This window comes from Bacillus sp. SD127 (assembly GCF_058566445.1).
Window position 1 is genome coordinate 209,878 of the sequence record NZ_CP191226.1, and the last position, 24,039, is coordinate 233,916.

Consider the following 24,039-nt stretch of genomic DNA (forward strand, 5'->3'; position numbering starts at 1 on the left):
TTCTAGAAAAATATTGTAATAATATTTCAGTGACGTTAACATTGTTGAGTAAATATTACTTTTATTACAAAAGGAGAGAGAAAATGAAAAAAAGAAAGAGGCGGAACGTTAAGAGATTCATTGCCGTATGTTTAGTGTTGGCGCTAATGATTTCATTATTGCCAGTAGATGTACTGGCAAAAACTTCAGAAGAAGAGTCCGGAAATCGTGTCGCAACTGCTGATCCGGAAGAAACCCTTCAGAATGATCAAAAAGAGGAAGCTGTACCATTTAATGAGAAGGATATAAACAAAGAGGGAGAAATCACCTCAGAAAGAACGGAAAACACAAAGCTTTATTATGAAGGGGACGGTGTTTATAAACAGGAAGTATACCTTGATCCTATTCATACAAAGGAAACAACGAATGCAGACTGGGAGGAGATTTCTCCTGAATTAAAAGAAACGACAAGCAAACAAGTTGAAACTGAAAATGCTGTTTTGAATTCAGATTTTCAAAAGCAAATGAAGAACGGACTTTATGCGACTTTTGAGCACAATGATCACAAGCTTACATATTCACTTGTAGAAGCAAAAGGTCCAAATAAAACTTCACTTACTCCGAAAGATACTCCAGCAGATTATAAGACTGATGGTAATGAGATTGTTTATCCGGATGTTTTTCCGAACATTGATCTTCAGACTTTCACATTCAACGAAAACATAAAAGAAGATTTAGTCCTTCATCAGTATGACGGATACAACACATTTTCATTTCAGGTGAAAACCGATTTGCAGGCAAAAGAACAAGAGGATGGATCAATAGATTTTTCTGATGAAAAAGGAAAAGTTGTTTTTTCTGTGCCTAAACCTTTTATGACTGATTCAAAACTGGATGAACTTTCCGGCGAGGTGGGACGATCAGAAAAAGTCAGCTATAAGCTGGAAAAGAATAAAGAAGGGTATTTGCTTCATCTCACGGCAGACGAGAACTGGCTGAAAGACCCTGAACGCGTGTATCCAGTGTCTATCGACCCGTCAACGTCTTTATCTGTTTCATCAGATACGTTTGTCATGAGTGCCTACCCGACGACCAACTATTCGGCATCTTCGCAGAAATGGGATGCTAATCTGAAGGCCTATGTGCTGAAAACGGGTTATTACGACAAAACAACAGGCACCAATTATGCGTTTATGAAATTTAACAATTTAAAACCGATTCAAAATATGACAGTCAGCAAAGCTACATTAAAAACATACGTAGCCCATTCCTATTATGGAACAAAGGCAACTGGTCTTTGGCTGGATACAGTCAACAGCAATTATGATCATGCAAAAGTAACATGGAACACCAAACCGGCATCTAAAAATATCGGAAAAGCCGACGTCCATAAAGGACAGTGGGCGAGTTACGATGTGACCGCCGCTGTAAAGTCATGGAACTCCGGCGGGGCCAATTATGGATTTAAGCTTCATGCAAACGGAAACGGTAAGGAATACTGGAAAAAACTAATTTCCTCAGCGAACTCAAACAATAAGCCTTATATTGAAGTGACATACACCATCCCGAAGGCGAGCACACCTGCTGTTAAGGCATACAATAACGGGAACGGCACTGGTTTTTTCAATATCAGTTGGAAAAAGGCCGAGGGTGCAAAAGGCTATAAGGTATGGATTTATAATGGTAAAGAATATCAAGCGATCTCAGTCGGCAACACGACATCCTGGAGCACAAAAGGGAAAAACATTTGGCCGACAAGTGCAGAAATTTCATCCGGTAAGTACAAGCTTCACCTTGATGGAAAAGGCGGAACTGAATTAGCGCTAGATCCATCTCCAGTGTATAAGAACTCCGGCGGAACCTATGCCACAAGCAAAAACTATTGGATCGGGGTCAGCGCGATTTTTGATCAGGGAGAAGGGGCGATGTCCGCACCGGCAAAGCCTGTTATCCCTAATGTAGGGAAAGCACAAGCACCGTCAACAAAGGCATTTAATAATGGGAATGCCACAGGATACTTCGATCTTTCTTGGAAAGCTGTATCCGGTGCAACTGGCTATAAAGTTCAGGTGTTCAATGGGAAAGGCTTTGAAACACTTGATCTCGGAAATCAGACGTCTTGGACCACCAAGGGGAAAAAGATCTGGCCGACAAGTGCAGAAATTAAAGCGGGAAAATATGCTCTTCACCTAAAGGATGGAAACGGAGCAGAGCTGCCGATCAATCCCGGAACAACCTATAAAAACGCCGGTGGGGATGCAGCCAAAAAAAATTACTCATTTAAAATAATCGCCTATAACAAAGATGGCGAAGCCATTGCATCACCGGCTGCCAACCCGACACTTCCTGATATCGCTAAACCAAAGAACTTATCCGGTTATGTGTATACAAACACAAAATCAAGCCAAACCGGTTATGTGAATTTGATATGGGAAAAGGTTCAAAATGCGAAAGGCTATAAAATTAATATCTATAACGGAAAAGAATATCAGTCCTATGATGTTGGGGACGTGGATCATTGGACAACCCAAAATAAAAACATTTGGCCGACTTCTGAGGAAATAAAAGCCGGAAGCTACAAGCTGCATACAGACGGAAAAGGCCGTGAATTGGCACTTGACCCGTCACCTGTCTATAACAATGCAAATGGAAATTACAAAGGGAAGAAGAATTATTCCTTCACTCTTTCCGCCTATGATGCGAATGGTGAAACGATTCCGACAGCACCCTTTAACCCAACGTTCCATGAAGGCGCAGAATTCCTTGGAACAGAAGAATACTGGTCTATCATTGATATCCCAAGCGGCCAGTTAAACGGTGCGACAGGAAATGTCATTGTGAATGAAGAAGATATGTCAATTGACGGGCGCGGACCGGGACTTGGCTTATCGAGAACCTACAACAGTCTTGACAGCTCCGATCACTTATTTGGACAAGGCTGGTATGCTGATGCAGAAACATCTGTCATCTCGACGGACGGCGGGGCAATGTATATTGATGAAGACGCTACTACTCATCGCTTTACTAAAAAAGCCGATGGCACGTATCAGCCGCCGACCGGTGTCTATCTTGAATTAACAGAAACAGCTGATCAGTTCATATTAAAAACAAAGGATCAAACAAACGCTTATTTCAATAAAAAAGGCGGCAAGCTTCAAAAGATAGTGGATGGCCACAACAATGCAACCGTCTACACTTACAATGACAAGAATCAACTGACAGCCATTACAGATGCATCGGGCCGCAAGCTCACATTCACATATGATGAAAATGGCCATGTGACTTCCATCACCGGACCTAAGAATAAGAAAGTCACCTACTCATATGAGAATGATTTGCTGAAGAAAGTCACGGATACAGATGGGACTGTCACAAGCTATGACTACGATGGTGAAGGACGCCTTGTCAAACAATATTCAGCCAACAGTACCGAAGCAAAGCCTGTCTTTACCGAATATCAGTATAGCGGACACCGTCTCGAAAAAGCGATCAACGCTAAAAAAGAAACATATGTCTATAGCTATGATGCTGATAAAAAGACGCTTCTCATGACACAGCCGAATGGCCGGAAAGTACAGTACGGCTATAATGAAGCGGGAAATCCGATTCAGGTCATTGATGATGCGGAAGGGTTAAAAATTACAACGAATACAAAGTATGAAGGCAACAATGTCGTAGAAGATGTAGATCCAAACGACGTCGGAACAGGAAAAGCAACGGAAAGCTATCAATATGACAAAGATGGCAACGTTACGTCTGTTAAAGACGCATATGGAACTGAGACATACGAATACAACAAAAACAACGATGTCACAAAGATGAAGGATACCGAGGGCAATGTCACGGATATTGCCTATGACGGACTAGATGCTGTATCCGAAACCGATCAGAGCGGAAAATCATCTTCAGCAGCCGTTTATGATAAATACGGAAATCAGATTCAATCCAGCAAAGAGTTATCAGCCTCAACCAATATCCTGAAAGATGGAAGCTTTGAAGCGCAAAAATCCGGCTGGAATCTGACCGCATCTAAAGACAGCGGCAAAATCTCAGTCATCGCCGATAAAAGCGGGGTTCTTTCCGGATCAAAGGCATTGGAAGTCTTGAGCCAATCAACGTCTGCCGGAACAGATCATGGGTATTCGTCAGCGACACAAACAGTCGAACTGGAGCCGAATACAACCTATACATTAAGCGGGAAAATCAAAACAGATCTAGCGAAATCAAGAGCCTACTTTAACATTGATTTGCGAGACAAAGATCAAAAACGAATTCAATGGATTCACAATGAATACAGTGCATTAGCCGGAAAAAATGACTGGACAAAACGGCAAATCACTTTTACGACTCCAGCAAATGCAGGAAAAGCCGTTGTATATATGGAAGTCGATCATAGAGATAAAGACGGCAAAGGAAAAGCATGGTTCGATGAAGTCCAGCTGGAAAAAGGCGAAGTATCATCAAGCTATAACCCAGTTCAAAACAGCAGTTTTACATCAGCAACGGAAAACTGGAGCGCAAGCGGGGCATCCGTTGATTCTGAAGAAGGCTTTAATGATGAAGTATCATTAAAAGCTGCCCGGACCAGTGCGTCCCAAGCTGGATCAGTAACAAAACAAACCATTGTCTTAGGGCAAAGTGCAAACGACAAACCGGTTTATCTCACACTGACAGGCATGTCAAAAGCAAGCAGTGTCAAGTTCACAGATGAAAAAGACTATTCTTTGCAGGCTAATGTTACTTATGCGGACGGAAGCACAGGCGTATACAATGCGAAATTCCCTTCTGGAACACAGGAATGGAACCGTGCAGCTGTTGTTATACCAAAAACAAAGCCGATTAATAAAGTCGATATCAGCATACTGTTCCAAAAGAGTGCGACAGGAACAGCGTGGTTTGATGATATCCGTCTGATTGAAGGAAGCCTTTTAACAAAAAGCACGTATGACAGCAATGGAAATTATGTGACCAAGGAAGAAGATGAACTAGGATACTCTACTTCAACTGATTACGATGAAACTGGTAAGAAAACGGCTGAAACGGATGCAAAAGGTGAAAAAACAACCTATACGTATGATCAGGCAGACCAATTGACAAACATGACGCTCTCTAACGGCACGTCTATCCTTCACAGCTATGATAAGGAAGGCAATGAGGTAAGCAAAACCATTCGGGCGGGAGCAGATCAAACCTATAAATACGAATATGATGTCATGGGCAAGCTTGTCAAAACAACTGACCCTCTGGGTAATGTGCTAGCAAGCGAATATGATGCCAACAGCAACCTGACCAAAACCATTTCACCGAACGGCAACGAAGTGTCTCTTTCTTATGATGGAACAGACCGGGTGAAGTCAAAATCGTATAACGGTACAGAAAAGTACAATTTCACGTATGACAAAAATGGAAATGAAACATCGGTCGTCAATAAAGAGCAGAACACCACAAAGAAACGGACATTTGACAACAAAAACCGTTTAACCGAATTGACTGACCGCGGCGGCAGCCAAACTTGGACATATCCTAGTGACTCCGATAAGCTGAAAACCTTCTCATGGAGCCATGGGGACCAAAAAGGAACGAATCAATTTACGTATAACAAACTGGATCAAATGGTTGAGATGAAAGATAGTACATCTTCCTATTCATTTGATTATGATGAAAATGGCAACGTCCAAACCTTTATTACGGGCAACGGCGGCGGAACAAGTTTTTCATATGACGAAAGAAACCTTGTAAGCTCGCTGCATATCGGCGACAAAAATGGCGGAAGCATTCTGACGGAAAGCTATGAATACGATGCAAACGGCAACCGCACAACGATAAACAGCTCAGCAAGCGGCAAGGTGAAATATGAGTATGGAAAGCTGAATCAACTTGTCAAAGAAACCCATGAAGACGGTACTGTCATTGAATACACATATGACGGATTCGGGAACCGGAAAACCGTTACAACTGTAAAAAACGGTTCAAGTAAAACGGTGAACGCTTCCTTCAACATCATGAACCAGCTGACAAAAGTCAATGATGAAAGCATGTCTTACGATAAAAACGGCAACCGCACATCCGACGGCAAATTCACATATACGTGGGATGCGGAGGATAACCTGACTGCCGTTACAAAAAAAGGCGAAGACAAGCCTTTCGCAACATACAAATATGACGAAAAAGGAAACAGAATCCAAAAAAACGTCAACGGAAACGTCACGAACTACTTCTACGACGGAGACAGCCTGAACGTCTTGTATGAAACAGACGCGGACAACAAAGTCACAAAATCATACACATACGGTGACAGCGGCCAGCTGTTATCCTACACAGAGAATGGCAAGAAATATTTCTATCACTACAACGCACACGGCGACGTCATCGCGATCTCAGACAGCATTGGAAAAACCGTTGCCAAATATCAATACGACGCATGGGGAAATCCAACAAAAACCGAAGCTAGCGATGAAGTAAAAGACAACCGCTACCGCTACGCAGGCTACCAATACGACGAAGAAACCGGCCTGTACTATCTCATGGCCCGCTACTACGAGCCAAGAAACGGCGTGTTCCTCTCACTTGACCCAGACCCGGGCAGTGACGGTGATTCATTGGATCAGAATGGGTATACTTATGCCAATAACAATCCGGTGATGAAGGTTGACCCGGATGGGCACTGGGTATGGCTTGTGGTAAATGCCGGATTTGCAGCCTATGATGGGTATAAGGCATATAAATCAGGTAAAGGGTGGAAAGGTGCTGCTTGGGCAGCTGCTTCTAACTTTGGTCCTGGGAAGATATTTAAGGGTGCTAGTCGGGTTTATAAAGCGGTTAAAAGTTACAAATTCGTTCGAAAATCAAAAGGTGTAAAATATAGAGGGAAAATAAGGAAGAGTAATAGATATGTTACATTTAAAAAACCAGTAGCGAAGGGGGGAAAACGGAACAGCACTGTATATTGGATAAAGAAGAAGAAAATGCATCAAAAAAGAAGATATGATCATCGAGGATGGGCAAAATACGATATTGATTATACTAATCATGGAAATGCAAAAGAACATCCAATAGTTCCTCATAAGCATAGATGGGATTGGAGTAAAGTGAAGCCAAGACAACGATGGGAGAGACCATAAGGTATAGATTAGGAGGCAAAGAATGAGAATTGTATTAGAAGATAATGATCAATACTTTAATTTAAAACTCTTATTAGACAAGATAGATTTGAAAATAGAAGAATATAATTGGCTTATCAGTGATCTTTCTGATATAACATTGTTTGAAAATAAAAATTATATTGAGCATGAATTATTCTCAAGACACTTAGAATTCGTGTATATAAAAGGTGAAAATTTAAAGGAGATACTCAGTACTTATGACATCGTTCCCACTTTTGGAGTATTTACAGCTGTCTCTAAATCATTGAATAAACTGTCTCTATCCTCGGTACCAGTTATTAATGAGAATAGGGCTTATTGGGATAAAGACTACAACTCGCCAGTAGAAGGAGCTGTATTCGAAGTCGGTTTTTTTGACTCCTCTGATATTGTCTTCACGGGCTGCCCTGAGTTAATAGTTAATCTCAAAAGGCTATTACCAAATGTAAAAACAATTGAGGAATATTTAGGATAATACTTAGTGTAGTGTGGTTATGGGAAACAAATTAATTTGTTATAAGAGCAAAAAAAGCTTGTATCAATAAGCGATACAAGCTTTTTTTAGAACAAATCTGAATGATAAATGACAAAGAAAACAAGAGAAAGAATAATCAAATGAAAAGAACTTGAGAAATTGGCGTAGATGGTGACAGCGGCCAGCTGTATCCTACACAGAAAATGGCAAGAAATATTTCTATTACTACAACGCACAAGGTGACGTCATTGCAATCTCAGACAGCTGGAAAAACCGTTGCCAAGTATCAATATGACGCAAGGGGAAATCCAACAAAAACCGAAGCAAGTGATGAAGTAAAAGACAATCGCTACCGCTACGCAGGCTACCAATACGACGAAGAAACCGGCTTGTACTATCTCATGGCCCGCTACTACGAGCCAAGAAACGGCGTGTTCCTATCGCTCGACCCAGACCCAGGAAGCGATGGAGATTCACTAGATCAAAACGGATATACCTATGGAAACAACAACCCGGTCATGAATGTCGATCCAGACGGCCATTGGGTATGGTTTGTTGTCAATGCAGGATTTGCGGTATATGATGGATACAAAGCTTATAAATCAGGCAAGGGTTGGAAAGGCGTAGCGGTTGCAGCCGCATCAGGATTTGTAGGTGGTGGAAAGTTAAAATTAACAAAAAAAATCGGAAAATGGGCCACCTCAAGACATTGGTATAAAGGAACATTTAAAACTAAAAGAAAGTCATTGGACTATCATCATAATAAACATATTGTGAGAAATGGTAAATCTTACAGTAAAAAGAGATATACAAAAGTTGCTAGAGCATTTTATAGATCTAATAAGCATTTACGCGAAAAAGTAATACTAGCTACTGGAAAAAAAGGTTACAGGATTAAGAATGGAAAAAGAACTGGTTATTACACAAGAAGTGGAAAGGTAGTTACATTTGTGAATAATAAATGGAAGAAAAAGAAAAGCGTTAATTTTAATTTCTACAATATAGAAGGGCCTGAATATGGATGAAATTTTTTAAAAGATATAATATTGATCAAAAAACATTAGATGAGTTCAAAAAATATTATGTATTATTACATGGTCCGTTTCCAAATGATATGTATGATTTTGAAGAAGAAACAAATACTTCTTTAGATGAATTTTATGAATTTTTTGCCTTAATAACTGGAAGTTTAAATTATATAATTGAAGATAAAAAAATTCCTAGATATCAAAGAGAAATGTTAAAAAAAACGTTCTATGAACATTATCCTCATTTTAGGAATTATAAAAGTGATATTTTAAAATATCAAGAATTAAGTGAATGCTTAGAATTTCATGAAAAAATTAGGATTTTGATTAATAAGCTTATAACAGGAGTATGAATCTTTAAACTAAAATAATAAACAAAAACAGCTGTCAAGTATATTTGACAGCTGTTTTAATTAATTCGGGAAAGACACAATTTATTTTTACAGCGACAGTCTGAATGTGTATACTTTCACAAAAGCATACACATACGGTGATAGTGGACAACTGCTAGCATTCACGCAAAATGGCAAGAAATATTTCTATCACTACAACGCACAAGGTGACGTCATTGCAATCTCAGACAGCACGGGAAAAACCGTTGCCAAGTATCAATATGACGCATGGGGAAATCCAACAAAAACCGAAGCAAGTGATGAAGTAAAAGACAACCGCTACCGCTACGCAGGCTACCAATACGACGAAGAAACCGGCCTGTACTATCTCATGGCCCGCTACTACGAGCCAAGAAACGGCGTGTTCCTATCGCTCGACCCAGACCCGGGCAGCGACGGAGACTCATTGGATCAGAATGGGTATGCTTATGGAAATAATAACCCGGTGATGAATGTTGATCCGGATGGGCATTGGGTATGGCTTGTGGTAAATGCCGGATTTGCAGCTTATGATGGATATAAGGCATATAAATCAGGTAAGGGGTGGAAAGGTGCTGCTTGGGCAGCTGCTTCTAACTTTGGTCCTGGGAAGATATTTAAGGGTGCTAAGAGGGCTTATAGTTTTGCTAATAAGGCAAAAAGAGGTTGGTTTAATAAAGAGTCTTGGCATCATATAAAAGATAGACACGGTCCAAAGCGCTCCGATAAAAAATATGGAAAAAGGGGAAATTCAAGAGTAACAGAGCTTTGAAACGAACAACAAGAAGTACATTAAGATCAGGGAAAGCACGTAAAGGACAATATGGTCGTACAGTTTACGAAAAGACTTTTAAAAGATATGTTGGAGTGAATGGTAATAAAAGAAAAACTAAACGTGTTCGAGTTATAAGAGATAGGAATGGGAGAATAGTAACAAGTTTTCCATATTAATTTGTAATAGAGCTGCTTTTAAAGGCAGTTCTTAACGTACTAGAGACTAGGGGGATATAATGAAAAAATTAATAATGAACAAGATAAAAAAGGAAGTAAATGAAGGTTGTTTTTTTCATGTGGATAATCATGAACGCATGTACATCGGAAAAAAGGATAAAACAGGAATTATAATTTCGATCTTTGATTTGTCCGGCGATATCCGGAGATTTGAAATTAATGAACAAATTCTGTGCGAGGATATTATATTGTTTCAACAGAGTTCGGATGACCGTTATGTATTTGTTTACTCTAAGCTGCATGAGTATAAAGTTAAGGTGTTTTCAGCAGATGGAAAAGAACAAAGTGTATTTTCTCTGCCTTCAGGGGTTTCCTGCTGTCTTTTGGATGAAAAACAAAACCTATGGGCCGGTTTAAGTGATGAAGGTATTTATGATGACGAAAACCCCAGTGAACAAAGTTTGCTGTGCTTCACTTTAGACGGACAATTAAAGGAAACTCACATTGATCAACAGCTTTCAGAAATATATGCGCCCGTGGTAGATGACTGCTATGCACTTGCAGAAAAAGATGGACTGATATACATGCTGTACTACTCTTATACAGTCATTGCCGCATTTGATGAGACGGACGTGAGACGAGTGTGGATTGTTTCTGATAAAGAATATTCTGGAGTATATGACCAGCTTGCAATTTCAGATGACGGGTTTTGGATATGCAAAGATGAACATTCACTGTCCCTCATTCCGGCTGATGTCAGTCTGCCGATACAAGAGGTGAAGTGCTGTGGTCCAGACGGGCGGGAGCTCTCGGTACAACAGCTGAAACTGACAAGTAATGCTATTTATGCAATATCAGACTCGGGGATCTATAAGAGGGATATCAGAGAGGGAAAAGCAAATGAATGAAATATCTTTTTGGCAGCTTATTGACCAAGCTTGCAGCAAGGAAGAACCTAATGAATGGCTACGTGATGAATTATTGAAAAAAGAAATCAATGAGATCGTTGATTTTGAATTTATGCTTCAGACATTTATGCACAAAAGCTATCTGTCCTCACTATGGGCGGCAGCATACATCCTCATGGACGGTTGTTCAGACGATACGTTTGATTATTTTCGCGGATGGCTGATTGCCCAGGGCAAAGAGACATTCGAAAAAGTGCTGGATGATCACGAGTATTTGGCAGCATACATCACGGAGGAAACGCTTGACGAGGAAGGCTATCCGCAAAATGAAGACTTGCTGTCGGTGGCGACAGAGGCGTTGACATACAAGAAGACTGGTGACGATGATTGGGATGATGAAGTATACGATGAGCTTTTAGATACGCTTGAACAAAAGGGGCTTGCCGAACCAGAAGATATTGAATTGGATTGGGAAGAAGAAGATTTGCCTGAAAGGTTTCCAAAACTGTGGGAGCGTTTTGGGGAAAACCCGCTAGGTGAGTTTTAAGTAGTAGAATATGAAGCTTGTATCAATAAGCGATACAAGCTTTTTTAGAACAAATCTGAATGATAAATGACAAAGAAAACAAGAGAAAGATTAATCAAATGAAAAAACTTGAGAAATTGACGGTGGAGGGATTGCGGCTCGTGCAAAAAAGATTAATCGAAAAACTCGATGAGAATAAAAGACGTTTGTTGAAAAGCGAAATCAAAGATAAACTAGTCCCTTGCGCAGAAAGAGGCTTCAGTTATCGCTTTGCTGATCTGCCGAGAAGTAAGCAGTTGCTTGAGATGGTTTTATCAAATTCAAAACCAGCCAACACCCGTGAGGTTGATGCTCTCGGAAAAACGGAAGCGAAACAGCTGATCTTGAAAACATCTCAGTCCTATGTTGCCTATGATGACAGGGACGTTCTGCTGTTTCATCAATACAGCAACGAAATTGGTGCATTAGTTTGTACCTTCGGAACATGTTTCGAGCACCTTGATGGCTTATTGGAATGTATTGAGTTCGACAAAGGGCTTCTCAATCATAGTTTTATTTTGGTTGAGCCCGAGTGTCAGTTTGGTTTATGTATATTGCACACGGAATACGGTTGCGAGCTTGTTTATTGGTAGATGCTTTCCTAGGAGGAATCCTTTTGGAATGTATCTAATCAGTACGGTGCTTTGCATACTATTAATAAATCATTTAATACTTGAATACGTGGTGATCAAATTGAGCGAGCCAAAGCTAATAGAATGCATAAATAAAATCAAAAGTGTCTTAAATGGACAAACAACAAGAGAAGAAGTGTCAGGTTGGGCGGGCACTTATGTTTATGCTGATGATTCCGAGGTAGAGGACGATAGAGTCTGGGATATGTTAATCCTCCTAAGCGGGATTGATTTGAAAGATTCTCCTGAAGCTTATTTGCATTCAACAGATGATTTAAATGATTGGATCAAACCATATACGGAGTAATTAGTTTTTCTGCTTGTTGCAATGCGTTAATGGTTAAAACGAGGTAGGAGACGACAATGTACAAAACAATTAATGATTGGGTTGATTATATAGATGAGGGGTGCAGTGTCCTTCATTTAGGTTTTAATGTGTTTAAAAAAGAGCTCACCCTTAATATCAAGGTTTTTGAAGGTGAAGGTGAATATACGCATAAGATATTATTTCAAAATGTGGCATCCACTCATTATAGTGCAGATGTTGGTGACATGAGATTGGAAAAAATAGATCCGGAAGAATATAATTGGAAAATATTTGAGCTCAGTTATCACCCAGAAGGAATCGGAAACATGTCGAATTCTAACATTGAACACTACCATTCAAACGCTAATTTTCTTATAAATATGAACAGCATGTTAATTGCGATAGAAGCTGAAACAGTTCGCTTTGATGATCAATCGTTTTATGCATACCAATTGAACACTAAATAAAAAAAGAGAGGTTGTCAGCCTCTCTTTTCTTACTTAGAACATAACAGCAGCCAGACGAAATGTAAAAGACAACGTCATCGCGATTTAAGACTGAATTGGAAAGTAGCTTTATATCAAAACGTTAATGAAACTAGGCTGTCCGTTACTAATAGTTAATAAATGGCTTATTCTTATCACTTCATTTCTAACCTGGGAGCATAACAAATGAAAAAATTAAAAATGAATAAAATCATCAACATTGACACCCAAGATTGTTTTTTTCATGCCGATGCACAAGGACGTGTCTACATTGGAAAAGGGGTGAAAGATGATCTCACTATTTCAATCTATGATCCTTCCGGTGTTGTTCAGGATTTTAAAGTGAAAGAGCAGATTACATGCAGCGATATTCAGCTCTTTCAACAATGTGCAAATGGCTATGTTTTCGTTTATTACGATTCGCATGAGCCGAAGGTAAAGGTATTTTCAGAAGAGGGAAGAGTGAGAAGTGCTTTTTGTTTGCCTTCAGGGGTCTCCTGCTGTCTTCTTGATGAGAAGCAACACTTTTGGGTCGGTTTATGTGATGAAGGCATTTATCATGATGAAAATCCCAAGGGTGATAGTGTGTGGTGTTTTACGTTAGATGGTAAGCAGAAGGAAATGTATATTGATAGAAAGCTTGAAGAAATGGATGCACCGGTTGTAGATGAATGTTATGGGCTTGTAGAAAAAAACGGATTGATTTATATGCTGTATTACGGAGATGCAGTCATTGCCGCATTTGATGAAACGGTTGTGAGAAGGGTGTGGATTCTGTCGGATGAAGCACCTAAATCAGAAGTGTTTGATCAGCTCACAGTAACTAAAGAAGGTTTTTGGATCGGGACGGTCAACTGTTACAGAGCAGACCTTAAGCCGTCTCTTTATTTGATTTCTGCTGATGTGAGTCTGCCGATGCAAGAGGTGAAGTGCTGTGACTCGAACGGTGAAGCCCTAGACGTTCAACAGCTGAAACTGACAAGTAACGCTGTTTACGCAGTGACTTCTTCTGGTGTTTATAAGCAGGATATCCAATAAGGTGTTGATGAGATCATGATGAATTGGCGCACTTTAAGTCAGACAAAACAAGACAGCAGCTGGTCAGAAGTGAACCAGCTCATAAGATGGAAGCCTGGAAGCAGATGTCATCACATCATCCCGCCTGATCCATATCGAGTGTTTGATATCTCAAGCGGGATGAGCAGTAAAGCTGGTCATAATGATGTGAGCGGAGTGCTGAGTGATTTAGAGAATTCTATTTTAAAAGCATTTCAATCATGTACTGAAAAGAACGATGTGATGTACGCATTAGACTGGCAGCATGACGGCTATATCTTTAGCCCTCACCAGACAATGCCTAAGGATGAATTTGGCGAATGGCCTGTTCCGGTATTTCCAAACGGAGACTACTATTTCTTTTTTCATCAGGGCTTTTCTTGGGGGCTTTTGGGTGATCCGTGGAAATGTACCATCACTGTGTTTGGTGAAGAATTATTGAAGGCGATAGATAAATATCCGCCTATTCTGTTTCAAATAGATGAGTGTTCTGAAAAACGGAGGTGAAACATGGGCTTTTGGGAAGAGAAATATAAGAATAAAAAGATATTCGTAAGTGATGATGGTTTGGATATTTGTCACGACGCCATCGAAGATTTTCACGCTGTGTTCCTTGAACAATTGGATCGCAAGCCTACTCTAAATGAATTTGTTTATACTCTCTTTCAGGTATTAAACTCAGACGGCGATTCATTTTTTAAAGAATTAGAAGGAAAACAAGTCACCGTTATCAACCTAAAGATGAAAAACAGAACTACTTTAAGTGAAGTTAGGCCTGGTGCTGTCATTGAAATCCCTTTACAGCAAATCAATCAGTTTACATATGCATTAGTGGTGAAAGGAAATTTAACTAAAGATAAAAATGATGATCTTCTCATTCAGTATTTTGATACTTTTACAGAGGAACGCTTGAGTAAAAAAGACATTTTTCTCATGATGGCAGAAAAGCAAAGAGCCCTTTTTATTGCGAATACAGGATATACAGGCTTTCTTCAGGGGAACTGGAAGGTTGTTTCCAAGGTGCCGATAGATCTGATGAAGAAATTTGATCAATCTGCTATAACATTTGTTATGTATGAAGATGGAAAATACCTCATTAGCCATAACGATTCACTAGCGGCAGAGAGTGATTTAATAGAAGTTGACGAAAGACACGGGAAGACCTTTAGCAATCCGATTGGGCTATTTGGTCATTTGAGTATTGAGGATGTACTTAATCAATATTTCAAGGGAACCTCGATGGAGGAATTGATCAAGTATGAGTTGTAAAAAGGGACTTTTATTGGGGGCGAGGTACATATGAGCAGGTATTGTCTGGAATATGCGAATTCTGATCTTTTTCTTTTAAATGATTTTTTCAAACAATTCCCTCTGCCTATCACTGAGTATAATTGGGTAATTGGCGATATTTTGAATATGATGGATTTATCCGAGGATAAGAATCATTGGAACGATATCATCGGCGAGCGTGAAGACTATCTTTTTACCACAGGTGAGGAATTTCATCGTATATTAAATGAATTTGAGATTTATGTGATATTTTCTATTTTAACTGCTGTGCCTAAAGAGACGATACCGTACGATTTAACACAAGTTCCGTTTGTTGATGGGAATGCTGACTTTTATGAAGATGATTATATCTCCCCTGTGAAAGAATGTGTTTTTGAAGTCGGTTTTTTTGATTCAACCGATATTATATTTACAGTGACCGATAAAAATATAGAAAGACTGATGAAGGATGCTTTTCCTGATTTGAAGCCTTACTGTGAGTATAGAGTATAGGAGATATCAACGGAGGAATCAAAATTGGCAGATGAGTTTAGTATTTCTGGAGTTTCTCCTATTATGTTTCAGCATATCAAGAAATGGCGTCTTTATCAGGAAGCAGATAACGTTCTTGGTACCATTTATACGATTCAGTTATCAGCTGTTTATCATTCCCGTTCGATTGTTGTCACATTCAAAGACGTTTCAGCCGTTACGATACGAGATATGGAAACCCTAACGGATCTGTCTGATGGGTTTCTTAATATTAAAATGCAGCCGCAAGGTATGCTGTACCTTGTGGAAGAATGGGAAGAGCAGACGTTCCGCTTTTATTGCCGGCAATATGAGGTGACGGAAGCTGAATAGGGGAGGAGAGTCGGTGTGTTTGAAAAGCTGAGAAAGAGACAGCGAGAACTTGATGAAAAGCCGTATCCTGATGAATTGTACGGCTTTGAAGCGGAAATATATGAGTTTTTTATGCTTGTTGCTGGCAGTCTGGGTTATGTGCTGGCGAATAAAAGGATGCCCCGGCATCAGCAATATTCGTTGGAGAAAAGCTTTTTTGAGCTGTATCCTGACATCCCGCTGGATATGATCAAACACGATACTGATTTGTATCATCACATTCTTTTGTACGAGCAAGTCAGACAAGAGATTTGCGCTGCGCTATCCAACTAATAAGGAGGATTTTATGGAAAAAACCTCTATAAGCAGTATCGGCAATTTGGACATGGTCGAGCTTAAGCCCGACCAAACCGTTACATCATGCGAACTTAAAGATGCTGAGTCTTTTTATCGTTTTTGGCAGGGGCTTGCCTATGAGCAAATCATGATACAGGTGATAACGGGTGGTTCATTTATAGAAGACCTGTCAGAGTTTTTCAAAGGCTATGCTTACAAAGTGACGAAGCTGGCGAAAAGGCAATTTCATTTCCAATGCATAGTACATGAAACAGATCGGGACATTGCAGGTTTTCTATTTCTGTTAGCTTCCATCAATGATGATGTTTTTCTGATCACTGACCCTCAACCGGATAACAGCTATTTTTCCGAAGGCAAACTCCAGTGCCTAACGGACTCAGGCGAACGGATCATGTGGTTTGAATACGATGCTGCGGAGATCTATATGGTTGGCGATGAAACATAAAAGGAGGAGGAATCCATATGAATATCACACAATACGAGAAAATGAAACAGCATCTTTCTCACACGGATACTGGTCCATTTACATTAAACGAGTTTTCTTTCTATATGAAAGAAGATGATCGTTATATTCAAATTCCTGTGTTTGAATTAAAACTATCTGCTCAAACCTGTGACATTCATTTACGGTTTGAAGACATCAGTGCATCGAAGCTGGATGATCTTGAATCCATCGATGCGGTTGAATTGGAGATTTTACCGACTGATGATCAATGGGAAAGGCTCCGTTATTATGTGTATGATCAAGAAAACCAAATGAGTTTCTATTGCGGAGGGTGGGATGTAATCAAGTGTGACAAGAAGTCACACTGATTTTCCCCACTTTCCAAGCGTTCTTGCTTTTGTTGCCGCATATGTCACGAGAAACGGAAAAGTCACAACCAGAAAAGCCACAGGCACCCAATTTGTGAATCCGGTCAAATAATGGAGTGCAATTGACAAGAGAGTCAGGAAAGTCAAGGTGCAGGTGACGTTTCGAACGTCTTTTTCGCTTCTTTTATATTTCTCTCTCATGGTGGATTGATCACTGTATATCGGCGAAGTCCCAGGCTCAGCCGAAAAGATATGCATACCTTGTGAAGAGCAAACACGTTCCCATCCGGCCGCTTCAAACATCTCGGTGTATTCCGCCAAGCTTTCTTCCCCAACATCATGATAATCAATACTGTAGATCAACTTCCGCGGCTCAGCTTTTCTAAGCTTATACCCCATAACCGCAAATGAATCGAGCACCCAGCCTTTGCTGGCCATATCGCTGAGTTTCTTCATATCTTTTTCTTCTGAAAAAGCCAAGCCTTCGGACATCATATATTTTTTCTGTTTCATGATGAATCCCCTTTCAATTGCTGAAAAGCGCGTTCGCCGTGTTCAGCCATCACTTTTCTGCGCTGAATTTCTTTTTTGAGTAATTCTTGGCCGTGCAGGGTTGTCTGGTACACTTTGCGGCGCGGGTTGTCGTTGTTGACAAGCTCAATGATCTCTTCCTGCAACAGTTTCTTTAACAATGTATATAAGGTAGCTGGGCCGATCGTAAAGGAGTCATCGGTCATGTCCTCAATCTCCTGCATGATCGAATATCCGTGTTTTGGCTCCAGCAAGGTTAAGACAATATAATAGGCTGGATCGGTAAGCTGATCCATTTCCTGCGGACGTTGCTTTGGCAAACGGTCACCTCATTTCTTATATCAACTAATGATATATCACTTATTGATATAATAAAATCTTCCTTTTCCTTTGTCAATGCAATTTTTTTCTGCATTCAGTCATCATAAAGAAACAATCACCGAGTATGCATTAATGAATGCGTTTTCATAGAGGGGGATTCTTAATGAAAAAATGGATAACGGCGGGTTTTGTGATGATGTTAATGTTGGGTTTCAGCGGGGCGGAGAGTCTGAAGGCGTCAGAGCCGAAGGTATATCAGTTTGACTTTGGAAGCGGTTCGGTTGAGCCTGATTACATTGGGGTAAGGGCGTCTGACCGTTATAACCCGTCAAGGGGCTACGGTTTTCAAACGCCGGAACATATGAAGGATGTGGCGGCATCCGGGACGGGCGTGAAAAGTGACGCGGTTCAATTTTTGGCGAATGGGACGAAAAGCGACAACACGTTTAATGTGGATCTTCCGAAGGGTCTTTATGAGGTGAAGGTGACGCTGGGCAATACGGCGAGGGCAAGTGTGGCGGCGGAGGGTGTGTTTCAGGTCATCAATATGACGGGAGACGGTGCGGAGGATACGTTTCAAATTCCTGTCACCGACGGGCAACTGAATCTGCTGGTGACTGAAGGCAAGGCGGGTACCGCTTTTACGCTCAGCGCCCTAAAAATCAAGAAATTGTCTGATCAGCCGGTGACAAACCGAACGATCTATATCGGCGGCGATTCGACGGTGTGCAATTATTATCCGCTCAACAGCAGCAAGCAGGCGGGCTGGGGGCAGATGCTGCCTCACTATGTCGACAAGCGTACCTTTCAAGTGAGAAACATGGCGTCAGGCGGGCAGATTGCGAGAGGGTTTCGAAATGACGGTCAGTTGGAAGCGATCTTGAAGTACATCAAACCGGGTGATTACTTTATTTTGCAGCTCGGCATTAACGATACAAATCCGAAGCATAATGAATCTGAAGCGGAATTTAAGGAGATTATGCGTGATATGATTCGGCAGGTGAAAGCAAAGGGAGCGGAAGTCATCCTTTCAACACCGCAGGGCCGGGCGACAGACTTTACTTCTGAAGGCATCCATTCCTCTGTAAACCGATGGTACAGGGCTTCTATTTTGGCTTTGGCCGATGAAGAAAAAACAAGGCTTATTGACCTGAATGTCCTCAGTTCATCTTACTTTACATCGATCGGTCCGGAAAAAACGCTCGCGCTTTATATGGATGGAGATACGCTTCATCCGAACCGCGCGGGGGCCGATGCACTGGCGCGATTGGCCGTTCATGAACTAAAAAGACAGGGGATTGATGGCTTCTAAAACGTCATTTTTCGGCAAAACACATACGATGCCGTAAATTAGAGTATAATGAGAACATCTGCAAGAGACAGGAGTTTATACATGAGTCATTTTAAAAACTATCAAATCAGTCATGACATTTTACGAGCATTGGAAGGACTGGGGTATACAGAACCGACCGAGGTGCAGCGAAGCGTGATTCCGGCAGCCCTTGAACGAAAAGATCTTGTCGTCAAATCACAGACGGGAAGCGGGAAAACGGCTGCGTTTGGCATTCCTCTCTGCGAGCTGGCGGATTGGGACGAAAACAAACCGCAGGCACTGGTGCTGACGCCGACCCGTGAGCTTGCCGTGCAAGTAAAAGAGGATATCACGAACATCGGAAGATTTAAACGAATCAAAGCCACAGCTGTGTTTGGAAAATCATCTTTTGATAAACAAAAAGCCGAGCTGAAGCAAAAAAGCCATATCGTTGTCGGCACACCGGGACGCGTCCTAGATCATATTGAAAAAGGCACGCTGCCGCTGGATCGCCTTTCCTATCTGGTCATTGATGAAGCGGATGAGATGCTGAATATGGGCTTCATCGATCAGGTGGAGGCGATTATCAAGCATCTCCCGACCGAGCGTACGACGATGCTGTTTTCTGCGACACTGCCAGAGGATATTGAGAAATTAAGCCGTCAATATATGCAAAACCCAGAGCATATCGAAATCAAAGCGGCCGGCCTCACCACAAGGAATATTGAACATGCGGTGATTCAAGTCAGAGAAGAGAATAAGTTTTCTTTGCTGAAGGATGTACTTATCACTGAGAACCCGGACAGCTGCATCATTTTCTGCCGGACGAAAGAGCATGTCAATCAGCTGACTGATGAATTGGATGACTTAGGGTATCCATGTGATAAAATTCACGGCGGGATGATCCAGGAAGACCGCTTTGACGTTATGAATGAATTTAAGAGAGGCGAGTACCGGTATCTAGTCGCGACAGACGTCGCCGCACGGGGGATCGATATAGAAAATATCGCCCTTGTCATCAACTATGATCTGCCTCTTGAGAAAGAAAGCTACGTACACCGTACAGGACGGACAGGGCGAGCCGGGAATCAGGGAAAAGCGATTTCATTTGTGGCGCCGTTTGAAAAGCGGTTCCTAGCTGAAATAGAAGAGTATATCGGATTCGGGATTCAGACATTAGAAGCCCCGTCCCAAGAGGAAATCGCAAAAAAGAAACCGGATTTTCTCGCTAAACTGAAAGACCGTCCGGCGATCAAAAAAGACAAGAGCGAAGAGCTGAATAAAGACATCATGAAGCTGTACTTTAACGGCGGAAAGAAAAAGAAAATCAGAGCCGTTGATTTTGTCGGAACGATCGCTAAAATCGACGGGGTTTCTGCTGATGACATTGGCATCATTACGATCATGGATAACGCCTCGTACGTGGAAATTTTAAACGGAAAAGGCCCACATGTTCTCAAAGCCATGAAGGATACAACCGTCAAAGGGAAAAAGCTTAAGGTGAATAAAGCGAATAAATGATGAATGACCTGCTCCCAGTTAAAGGGGCAGGTCATTTTCGTGATGGCTGACATTGGTGCTGTTTTCTTCCGGCACAAAGGCGAGGATGACAATCCCGATCACAAACAAAATGATCAGGCTGAACACCGCAGTCGATGATTTTCCAGTAAGCTGGGCGGTAACGGCGATGAGCAGCGGCCCCATAATTGAGGCGAATTTTCCGAAAATGTTGTAGAAGCCGAAGAATTCATTTGCATGGTGTTTCGGGACGAGCTTGGCAAAATAGGAGCGGCTTAATGCTTGAATGCCGCCCTGCGAGGTGGCGACAAGCATGGCTAGAATCCAGAAATCAAACGTCGTTTCCAGAAAATACGCATATACGCAGACAATCATATATATGACGATGCCAACGTACAGCATTGTTTTCCCTGTGAAGCGTTCCGCCAGTCTTCCGTATAAAATGGCAAACGGCGCGGCGACGACCTGAGTGACAAACAGGATGATCAGGAGACTTGTGGAGCTGATGCCCAAATCTGACCCGTAAGAGGTCGACATCGTAATAATGGTGCCGACTCCATCGATATAAAAGAAATAAGCGAGCAGAAAGAGGAACAGCGCCCGGTACTGCCGGATCCGTTTCATCGTTTGCCCGAGGCGTTTAAAGCTGTTGGCTATGATGCGGGGTTCTCTTTTGATGTAATAGCGCTGATGAACGTGTTTCAGCATCGGAATGGTAAACAGTCCCCACCAAGCGGCCGTTATAAAAAAGGACAGCTGGCTTGCGGCAGACACGGACATCGGAATCGTTTCTGCTTGTGCAAGCAGGATGACGGCGATGCTGAGGATAAATGGGATCGTGCTGCCGATATAGCCTAAGCCAAAGCCGCGGGCGGAGACGAGATTCATCCGTTCCTCAGGCGTGACGTCAACGAGGAAGGCGTCGTAGAATACATTGGCGCCGGAAAAACCGACAGCCGATATGGTGTAGAACAGCAGCAAAAGAAGCCAATGTTCACTTGGAATAAAGGCAAGCGCCGCGGTGCTGGCGACACCGGCTGACACAAAGAAACCGAAGAACTTTTTTTTGCAGCCTTCATAGTCGGCGATGGTTCCTAAAATCGGGCCGAGCATGGCGAGAATAAAGGTAGAAATCGCTATCGTATAACCTAAATAAGCAGTTGATTGAGCAGCGCTGACACCGCCTTCCGCAGCGGCTGATTTATAAAACAACGGAAATACCGCGGTTGTGACGACAATGGAATAAGCAGAGTTTGCCCAGTCATATACAACCCAGCTGTTTTCTTGTTTCGTAAAACGTTTCATCTGCAGAGCCCCTCCCCAGTAACGATACTTCTATTGTACGAGAAAACGCATAGAAAAGGATGGAACCGTGGTCAATTTTTACAAAATGTTTATGTTCTATATAGGTCAAATAATACTTTTGGTTTATTGCTGACACATCAAATATCTGGTACGATTTAACTATATTTTGCCGCTTTTTCCAGAAGGGTTTCAGCAGAGAGGAGACAGAGCATGAGGCGAATAGGCTTGTTGATAAGCCTGCTGGTCGCTGTTCTTGCGATGAGCGCATGTGAAAGCGAAAGCAATGTTCAGAACGCTGCCCAACATGATCAAAAGACGATCAAACAAAGCATGATAAAATCACTGGGCAGCAAGAAAAAGCAAGACTTTCAGACCCTATCAAACGATATGCAGCTGGCGGTTGTTTTCAGTTCTATGGTACACGTAAGCGAGACGTTTGATTATGGGATCGGCAACCCTGAATATTTCATTCGCAGCAGCATGACAGAAGAGGAAGCAGATATAGCGAAGAAAAATCTTGAATCAATTAAACTCGAAAACGGCCGGCTAAAAAAACAAAACAGCGAGGCATTCGCAATGCTTCAAAAAACCCGCAATCAAGAAAAGAGCCGCAATGAGAATCAGCAGCTTAAAGTCAATAGAGACACCTTTTTTGAGATTACCGGCAGCATGATCGCGCTCATCAATCAGGTCACACCGAAAAACGCTAAACAAACAAGAAAACAGCTGGATCAGCTGAAAAAACAATATACGAAATACAATGCTGAGAGCATCAACTTAATGAATGGCATAGTCAAGAAGCAGGGGGCAGATAAGGAATCCTTTGAACGCCATCTTGAGGCGCTGCTTCAGAAACAGAGCGGGCAGACGGTGCTGAGTGAAGTATATTGACCGGATCGCTGCTCTTTCCCTGAAGATATTGACCTAGTACAAAAAGAATGTACAATCAAGGTGTAGTCTGTTCTTAGCTGATTGGAGGGACATGTCATGAAGATTGCGAAGGTGATCAACAATAACGTAATTAGTGTGGTCAATGAACAAGGGAAAGAATTGGTCATCATGGGCAGAGGGCTCGCGTTCCAAAAAAAGTCCGGCGACGAGGTCGATGAAGCACGCATTGAGAAGGTGTTCACTCTCGATAACAAGGATGTATCAGAGAAATTTAAAACCCTTTTGTATGAAATACCGCTCGAGTGTATGGAAGTGTGTGAGGACATTATCAGCTATGCGAAGTTACAGCTTGGCAAAAAGCTGAACGACAGCATCTACGTGTCGCTGACCGATCATATTAACTTTGCCATACAGCGCAATAAAAAGGGCCTTGATATCAAAAATGCTTTGCTGTGGGAAACCAAACGGCTGTACAAAGATGAGTTTGCCATTGGCAAAGAAGCGCTGCACATGGTGAAAAACAAGACAGGTGTTTCCCTTCCGGAGGATGAAGCAGGTTTTATTGCCCTCCATATCGTGAATGCCGAACTCAATGAAGAGATGCCCAATATCATTAACATTACAAAAGTGATGCAAGAGATTTTAAGTATTGTAAAATATCATTTTAATATTGAATTTGATGAAGAATCGCTGCATTATTACCGGTTTGTCACTCACCTGAAGTTTTTCGCGCAGCGTCTTTTTAACGGAACTTATCTTGAAAGCCAGGACGATTTTTTGCTGGAAACGGTGAAAGAAAAATATCATCGCGCGTATGACTGCACGAAGAAAATCAAAGCGTATATGGAACAAGAATATGAACACAAACTCACCAGGGACGAGCTGCTGTACTTAACGATTCATATTGAAAGGGTCGTCAAACAAACATGATGAAAGCGTTGACATTTTTGTTTTCGTGTGTTAATTTTTTCTCACATCAA

22 protein-coding genes and 4 pseudogenes are annotated in these 24,039 nt (G+C 41.5%); 23 read left to right on the forward strand and 3 right to left on the reverse strand.

Annotation, left to right across the window (positions count from 1 at the left end; genetic code table 11):
- The first annotated feature begins 83 nt into the window (after positions 1-83).
- The 19 genes and pseudogenes from wapA to ACQVGS_RS01240 form a co-directional block, all read left to right on the forward strand.
- The gene (gene wapA, locus ACQVGS_RS01150) at positions 84-7,100 is read left to right on the forward strand and encodes a tRNA nuclease WapA (RefSeq protein WP_491830746.1); all 7,017 of its coding nucleotides are present in this window, start codon (positions 84-86) and stop codon (positions 7,098-7,100) included.
- 22 nt (positions 7,101-7,122) lie between these two features.
- Positions 7,123-7,596 (forward strand): hypothetical protein, encoded by a 474-nt coding sequence (locus ACQVGS_RS01155; protein ID WP_129550932.1) that lies wholly within the window; start codon positions 7,123-7,125, stop codon positions 7,594-7,596.
- Positions 7,597-7,766: 170 nt separating this feature from the next.
- Positions 7,767-8,621, forward strand: a pseudogene (locus tag ACQVGS_RS01160) (RHS repeat-associated core domain-containing protein); the annotation flags it as partial.
- A complete protein-coding gene (locus tag ACQVGS_RS01165; protein ID WP_121643646.1) occupies positions 8,618-8,977 on the forward strand; it encodes a YxiJ family protein in 360 nt (119 codons plus the stop codon). The pseudogene ACQVGS_RS01160 and the gene ACQVGS_RS01165, both read left to right, overlap by 4 nt.
- Positions 8,978-9,044: 67 nt before the next feature.
- A pseudogene (locus ACQVGS_RS01170) lies at positions 9,045-9,946 on the forward strand (RHS repeat-associated core domain-containing protein); the annotation flags it as partial.
- A gap of 59 nt (positions 9,947-10,005) precedes the next feature.
- On the forward strand, positions 10,006-10,854 hold the full coding sequence (locus tag ACQVGS_RS01175; RefSeq protein ID WP_263463435.1) for a YxiH-YxzG fusion protein: 849 nt from the start codon (positions 10,006-10,008) through the stop codon (positions 10,852-10,854).
- Complete coding sequence (locus tag ACQVGS_RS01180; RefSeq protein WP_168749160.1) at positions 10,847-11,401, forward strand: DUF4240 domain-containing protein; 555 nt, start codon at positions 10,847-10,849, stop codon at positions 11,399-11,401. The genes ACQVGS_RS01175 and ACQVGS_RS01180 overlap by 8 nt, the downstream gene beginning before the upstream one ends.
- A gap of 140 nt (positions 11,402-11,541) precedes the next feature.
- Positions 11,542-12,012 carry a YxiF family protein gene (locus ACQVGS_RS01185; protein ID WP_263463502.1) on the forward strand — a complete coding sequence of 157 codons (471 nt, stop codon included), beginning with the start codon at positions 11,542-11,544 and terminating at the stop codon, positions 12,010-12,012.
- Between the two features lie 28 nt (positions 12,013-12,040).
- Positions 12,041-12,358: a YxzC family protein gene (locus ACQVGS_RS01190; protein ID WP_263463436.1), complete on the forward strand. Its 318-nt coding sequence runs from the start codon at positions 12,041-12,043 to the stop codon at positions 12,356-12,358.
- A 56-nt stretch (positions 12,359-12,414) separates the two neighbouring features.
- Positions 12,415-12,825, forward strand: a complete 411-nt coding sequence (locus ACQVGS_RS01195; RefSeq protein WP_263463437.1) for a YxiG family protein — start codon at positions 12,415-12,417, stop codon at positions 12,823-12,825.
- A 204-nt stretch (positions 12,826-13,029) separates the two neighbouring features.
- Positions 13,030-13,356: pseudogene (locus ACQVGS_RS01200) on the forward strand (DNA-binding protein); the annotation flags it as partial.
- Positions 13,357-13,464: 108 nt separating this feature from the next.
- Complete coding sequence (locus ACQVGS_RS01205) at positions 13,465-13,881, forward strand: YxiH-YxzG fusion protein (protein ID WP_491831870.1); 417 nt, start codon at positions 13,465-13,467, stop codon at positions 13,879-13,881.
- A 15-nt stretch (positions 13,882-13,896) separates the two neighbouring features.
- Positions 13,897-14,406 carry a DUF2716 domain-containing protein gene (locus ACQVGS_RS01210; protein ID WP_263463438.1) on the forward strand — a complete coding sequence of 170 codons (510 nt, stop codon included), beginning with the start codon at positions 13,897-13,899 and terminating at the stop codon, positions 14,404-14,406.
- A 3-nt stretch (positions 14,407-14,409) separates the two neighbouring features.
- Entirely contained in the window at positions 14,410-15,168 is a 759-nt protein-coding gene (locus tag ACQVGS_RS01215) for an Imm26 family immunity protein (protein ID WP_263463439.1), read from the forward strand.
- Positions 15,169-15,198: 30 nt separating this feature from the next.
- A complete protein-coding gene (locus ACQVGS_RS01220) occupies positions 15,199-15,681 on the forward strand; it encodes a hypothetical protein (protein WP_449238856.1) in 483 nt (160 codons plus the stop codon).
- Between the two features lie 24 nt (positions 15,682-15,705).
- Positions 15,706-16,032, forward strand: a complete 327-nt coding sequence (locus ACQVGS_RS01225) for a hypothetical protein (RefSeq protein WP_255002374.1) — start codon at positions 15,706-15,708, stop codon at positions 16,030-16,032.
- 15 nt (positions 16,033-16,047) lie between these two features.
- Positions 16,048-16,344, forward strand: a complete 297-nt coding sequence (locus ACQVGS_RS01230; RefSeq protein WP_188323386.1) for a YxiJ family protein — start codon at positions 16,048-16,050, stop codon at positions 16,342-16,344.
- A 13-nt stretch (positions 16,345-16,357) separates the two neighbouring features.
- Complete coding sequence (locus ACQVGS_RS01235; RefSeq protein ID WP_106019809.1) at positions 16,358-16,813, forward strand: hypothetical protein; 456 nt, start codon at positions 16,358-16,360, stop codon at positions 16,811-16,813.
- A gap of 17 nt (positions 16,814-16,830) precedes the next feature.
- A pseudogene (locus ACQVGS_RS01240) lies at positions 16,831-16,959 on the forward strand (hypothetical protein); the annotation flags it as partial.
- Positions 16,960-17,172: 213 nt separating this feature from the next.
- On the opposite strand, the gene ACQVGS_RS01245 reads toward ACQVGS_RS01240, so the two are convergent.
- Both ACQVGS_RS01245 and ACQVGS_RS01250 read right to left on the reverse strand, forming a co-directional pair.
- The gene (locus ACQVGS_RS01245) at positions 17,173-17,694 is read right to left on the reverse strand and encodes a DUF2812 domain-containing protein (protein WP_318751983.1); all 522 of its coding nucleotides are present in this window, start codon (positions 17,692-17,694) and stop codon (positions 17,173-17,175) included.
- Entirely contained in the window at positions 17,691-18,032 is a 342-nt protein-coding gene (locus tag ACQVGS_RS01250; protein ID WP_046161026.1) for a PadR family transcriptional regulator, read from the reverse strand. Before ACQVGS_RS01250 ends, ACQVGS_RS01245 begins: the two co-directional genes overlap by 4 nt.
- Before the next feature lie 164 nt (positions 18,033-18,196).
- On the opposite strand from ACQVGS_RS01250, the gene ACQVGS_RS01255 reads away from it, so the two are divergent.
- Both ACQVGS_RS01255 and dbpA read left to right on the forward strand, forming a co-directional pair.
- Positions 18,197-19,345: a rhamnogalacturonan acetylesterase gene (locus tag ACQVGS_RS01255; protein ID WP_491830753.1), complete on the forward strand. Its 1,149-nt coding sequence runs from the start codon at positions 18,197-18,199 to the stop codon at positions 19,343-19,345.
- A gap of 81 nt (positions 19,346-19,426) precedes the next feature.
- Positions 19,427-20,866 carry an ATP-dependent RNA helicase DbpA gene (dbpA, locus tag ACQVGS_RS01260; protein WP_491830755.1) on the forward strand — a complete coding sequence of 480 codons (1,440 nt, stop codon included), beginning with the start codon at positions 19,427-19,429 and terminating at the stop codon, positions 20,864-20,866.
- Positions 20,867-20,884: 18 nt separating this feature from the next.
- Here dbpA and ACQVGS_RS01265 read toward each other — a convergent pair whose 3' ends face one another.
- Complete coding sequence (locus ACQVGS_RS01265; RefSeq protein ID WP_106019804.1) at positions 20,885-22,168, reverse strand: MFS transporter; 1,284 nt, start codon at positions 22,166-22,168, stop codon at positions 20,885-20,887.
- 210 nt (positions 22,169-22,378) lie between these two features.
- Between ACQVGS_RS01265 and ACQVGS_RS01270 the strand changes: the two genes are divergently transcribed.
- Both ACQVGS_RS01270 and licT read left to right on the forward strand, forming a co-directional pair.
- On the forward strand, positions 22,379-23,059 hold the full coding sequence (locus ACQVGS_RS01270; RefSeq protein WP_263463443.1) for a hypothetical protein: 681 nt from the start codon (positions 22,379-22,381) through the stop codon (positions 23,057-23,059).
- 96 nt (positions 23,060-23,155) lie between these two features.
- Positions 23,156-23,989 (forward strand): BglG family transcription antiterminator LicT, encoded by an 834-nt coding sequence (gene licT / locus ACQVGS_RS01275; protein ID WP_024123382.1) that lies wholly within the window; start codon positions 23,156-23,158, stop codon positions 23,987-23,989.
- Positions 23,990-24,039 lie beyond the last annotated feature (50 nt).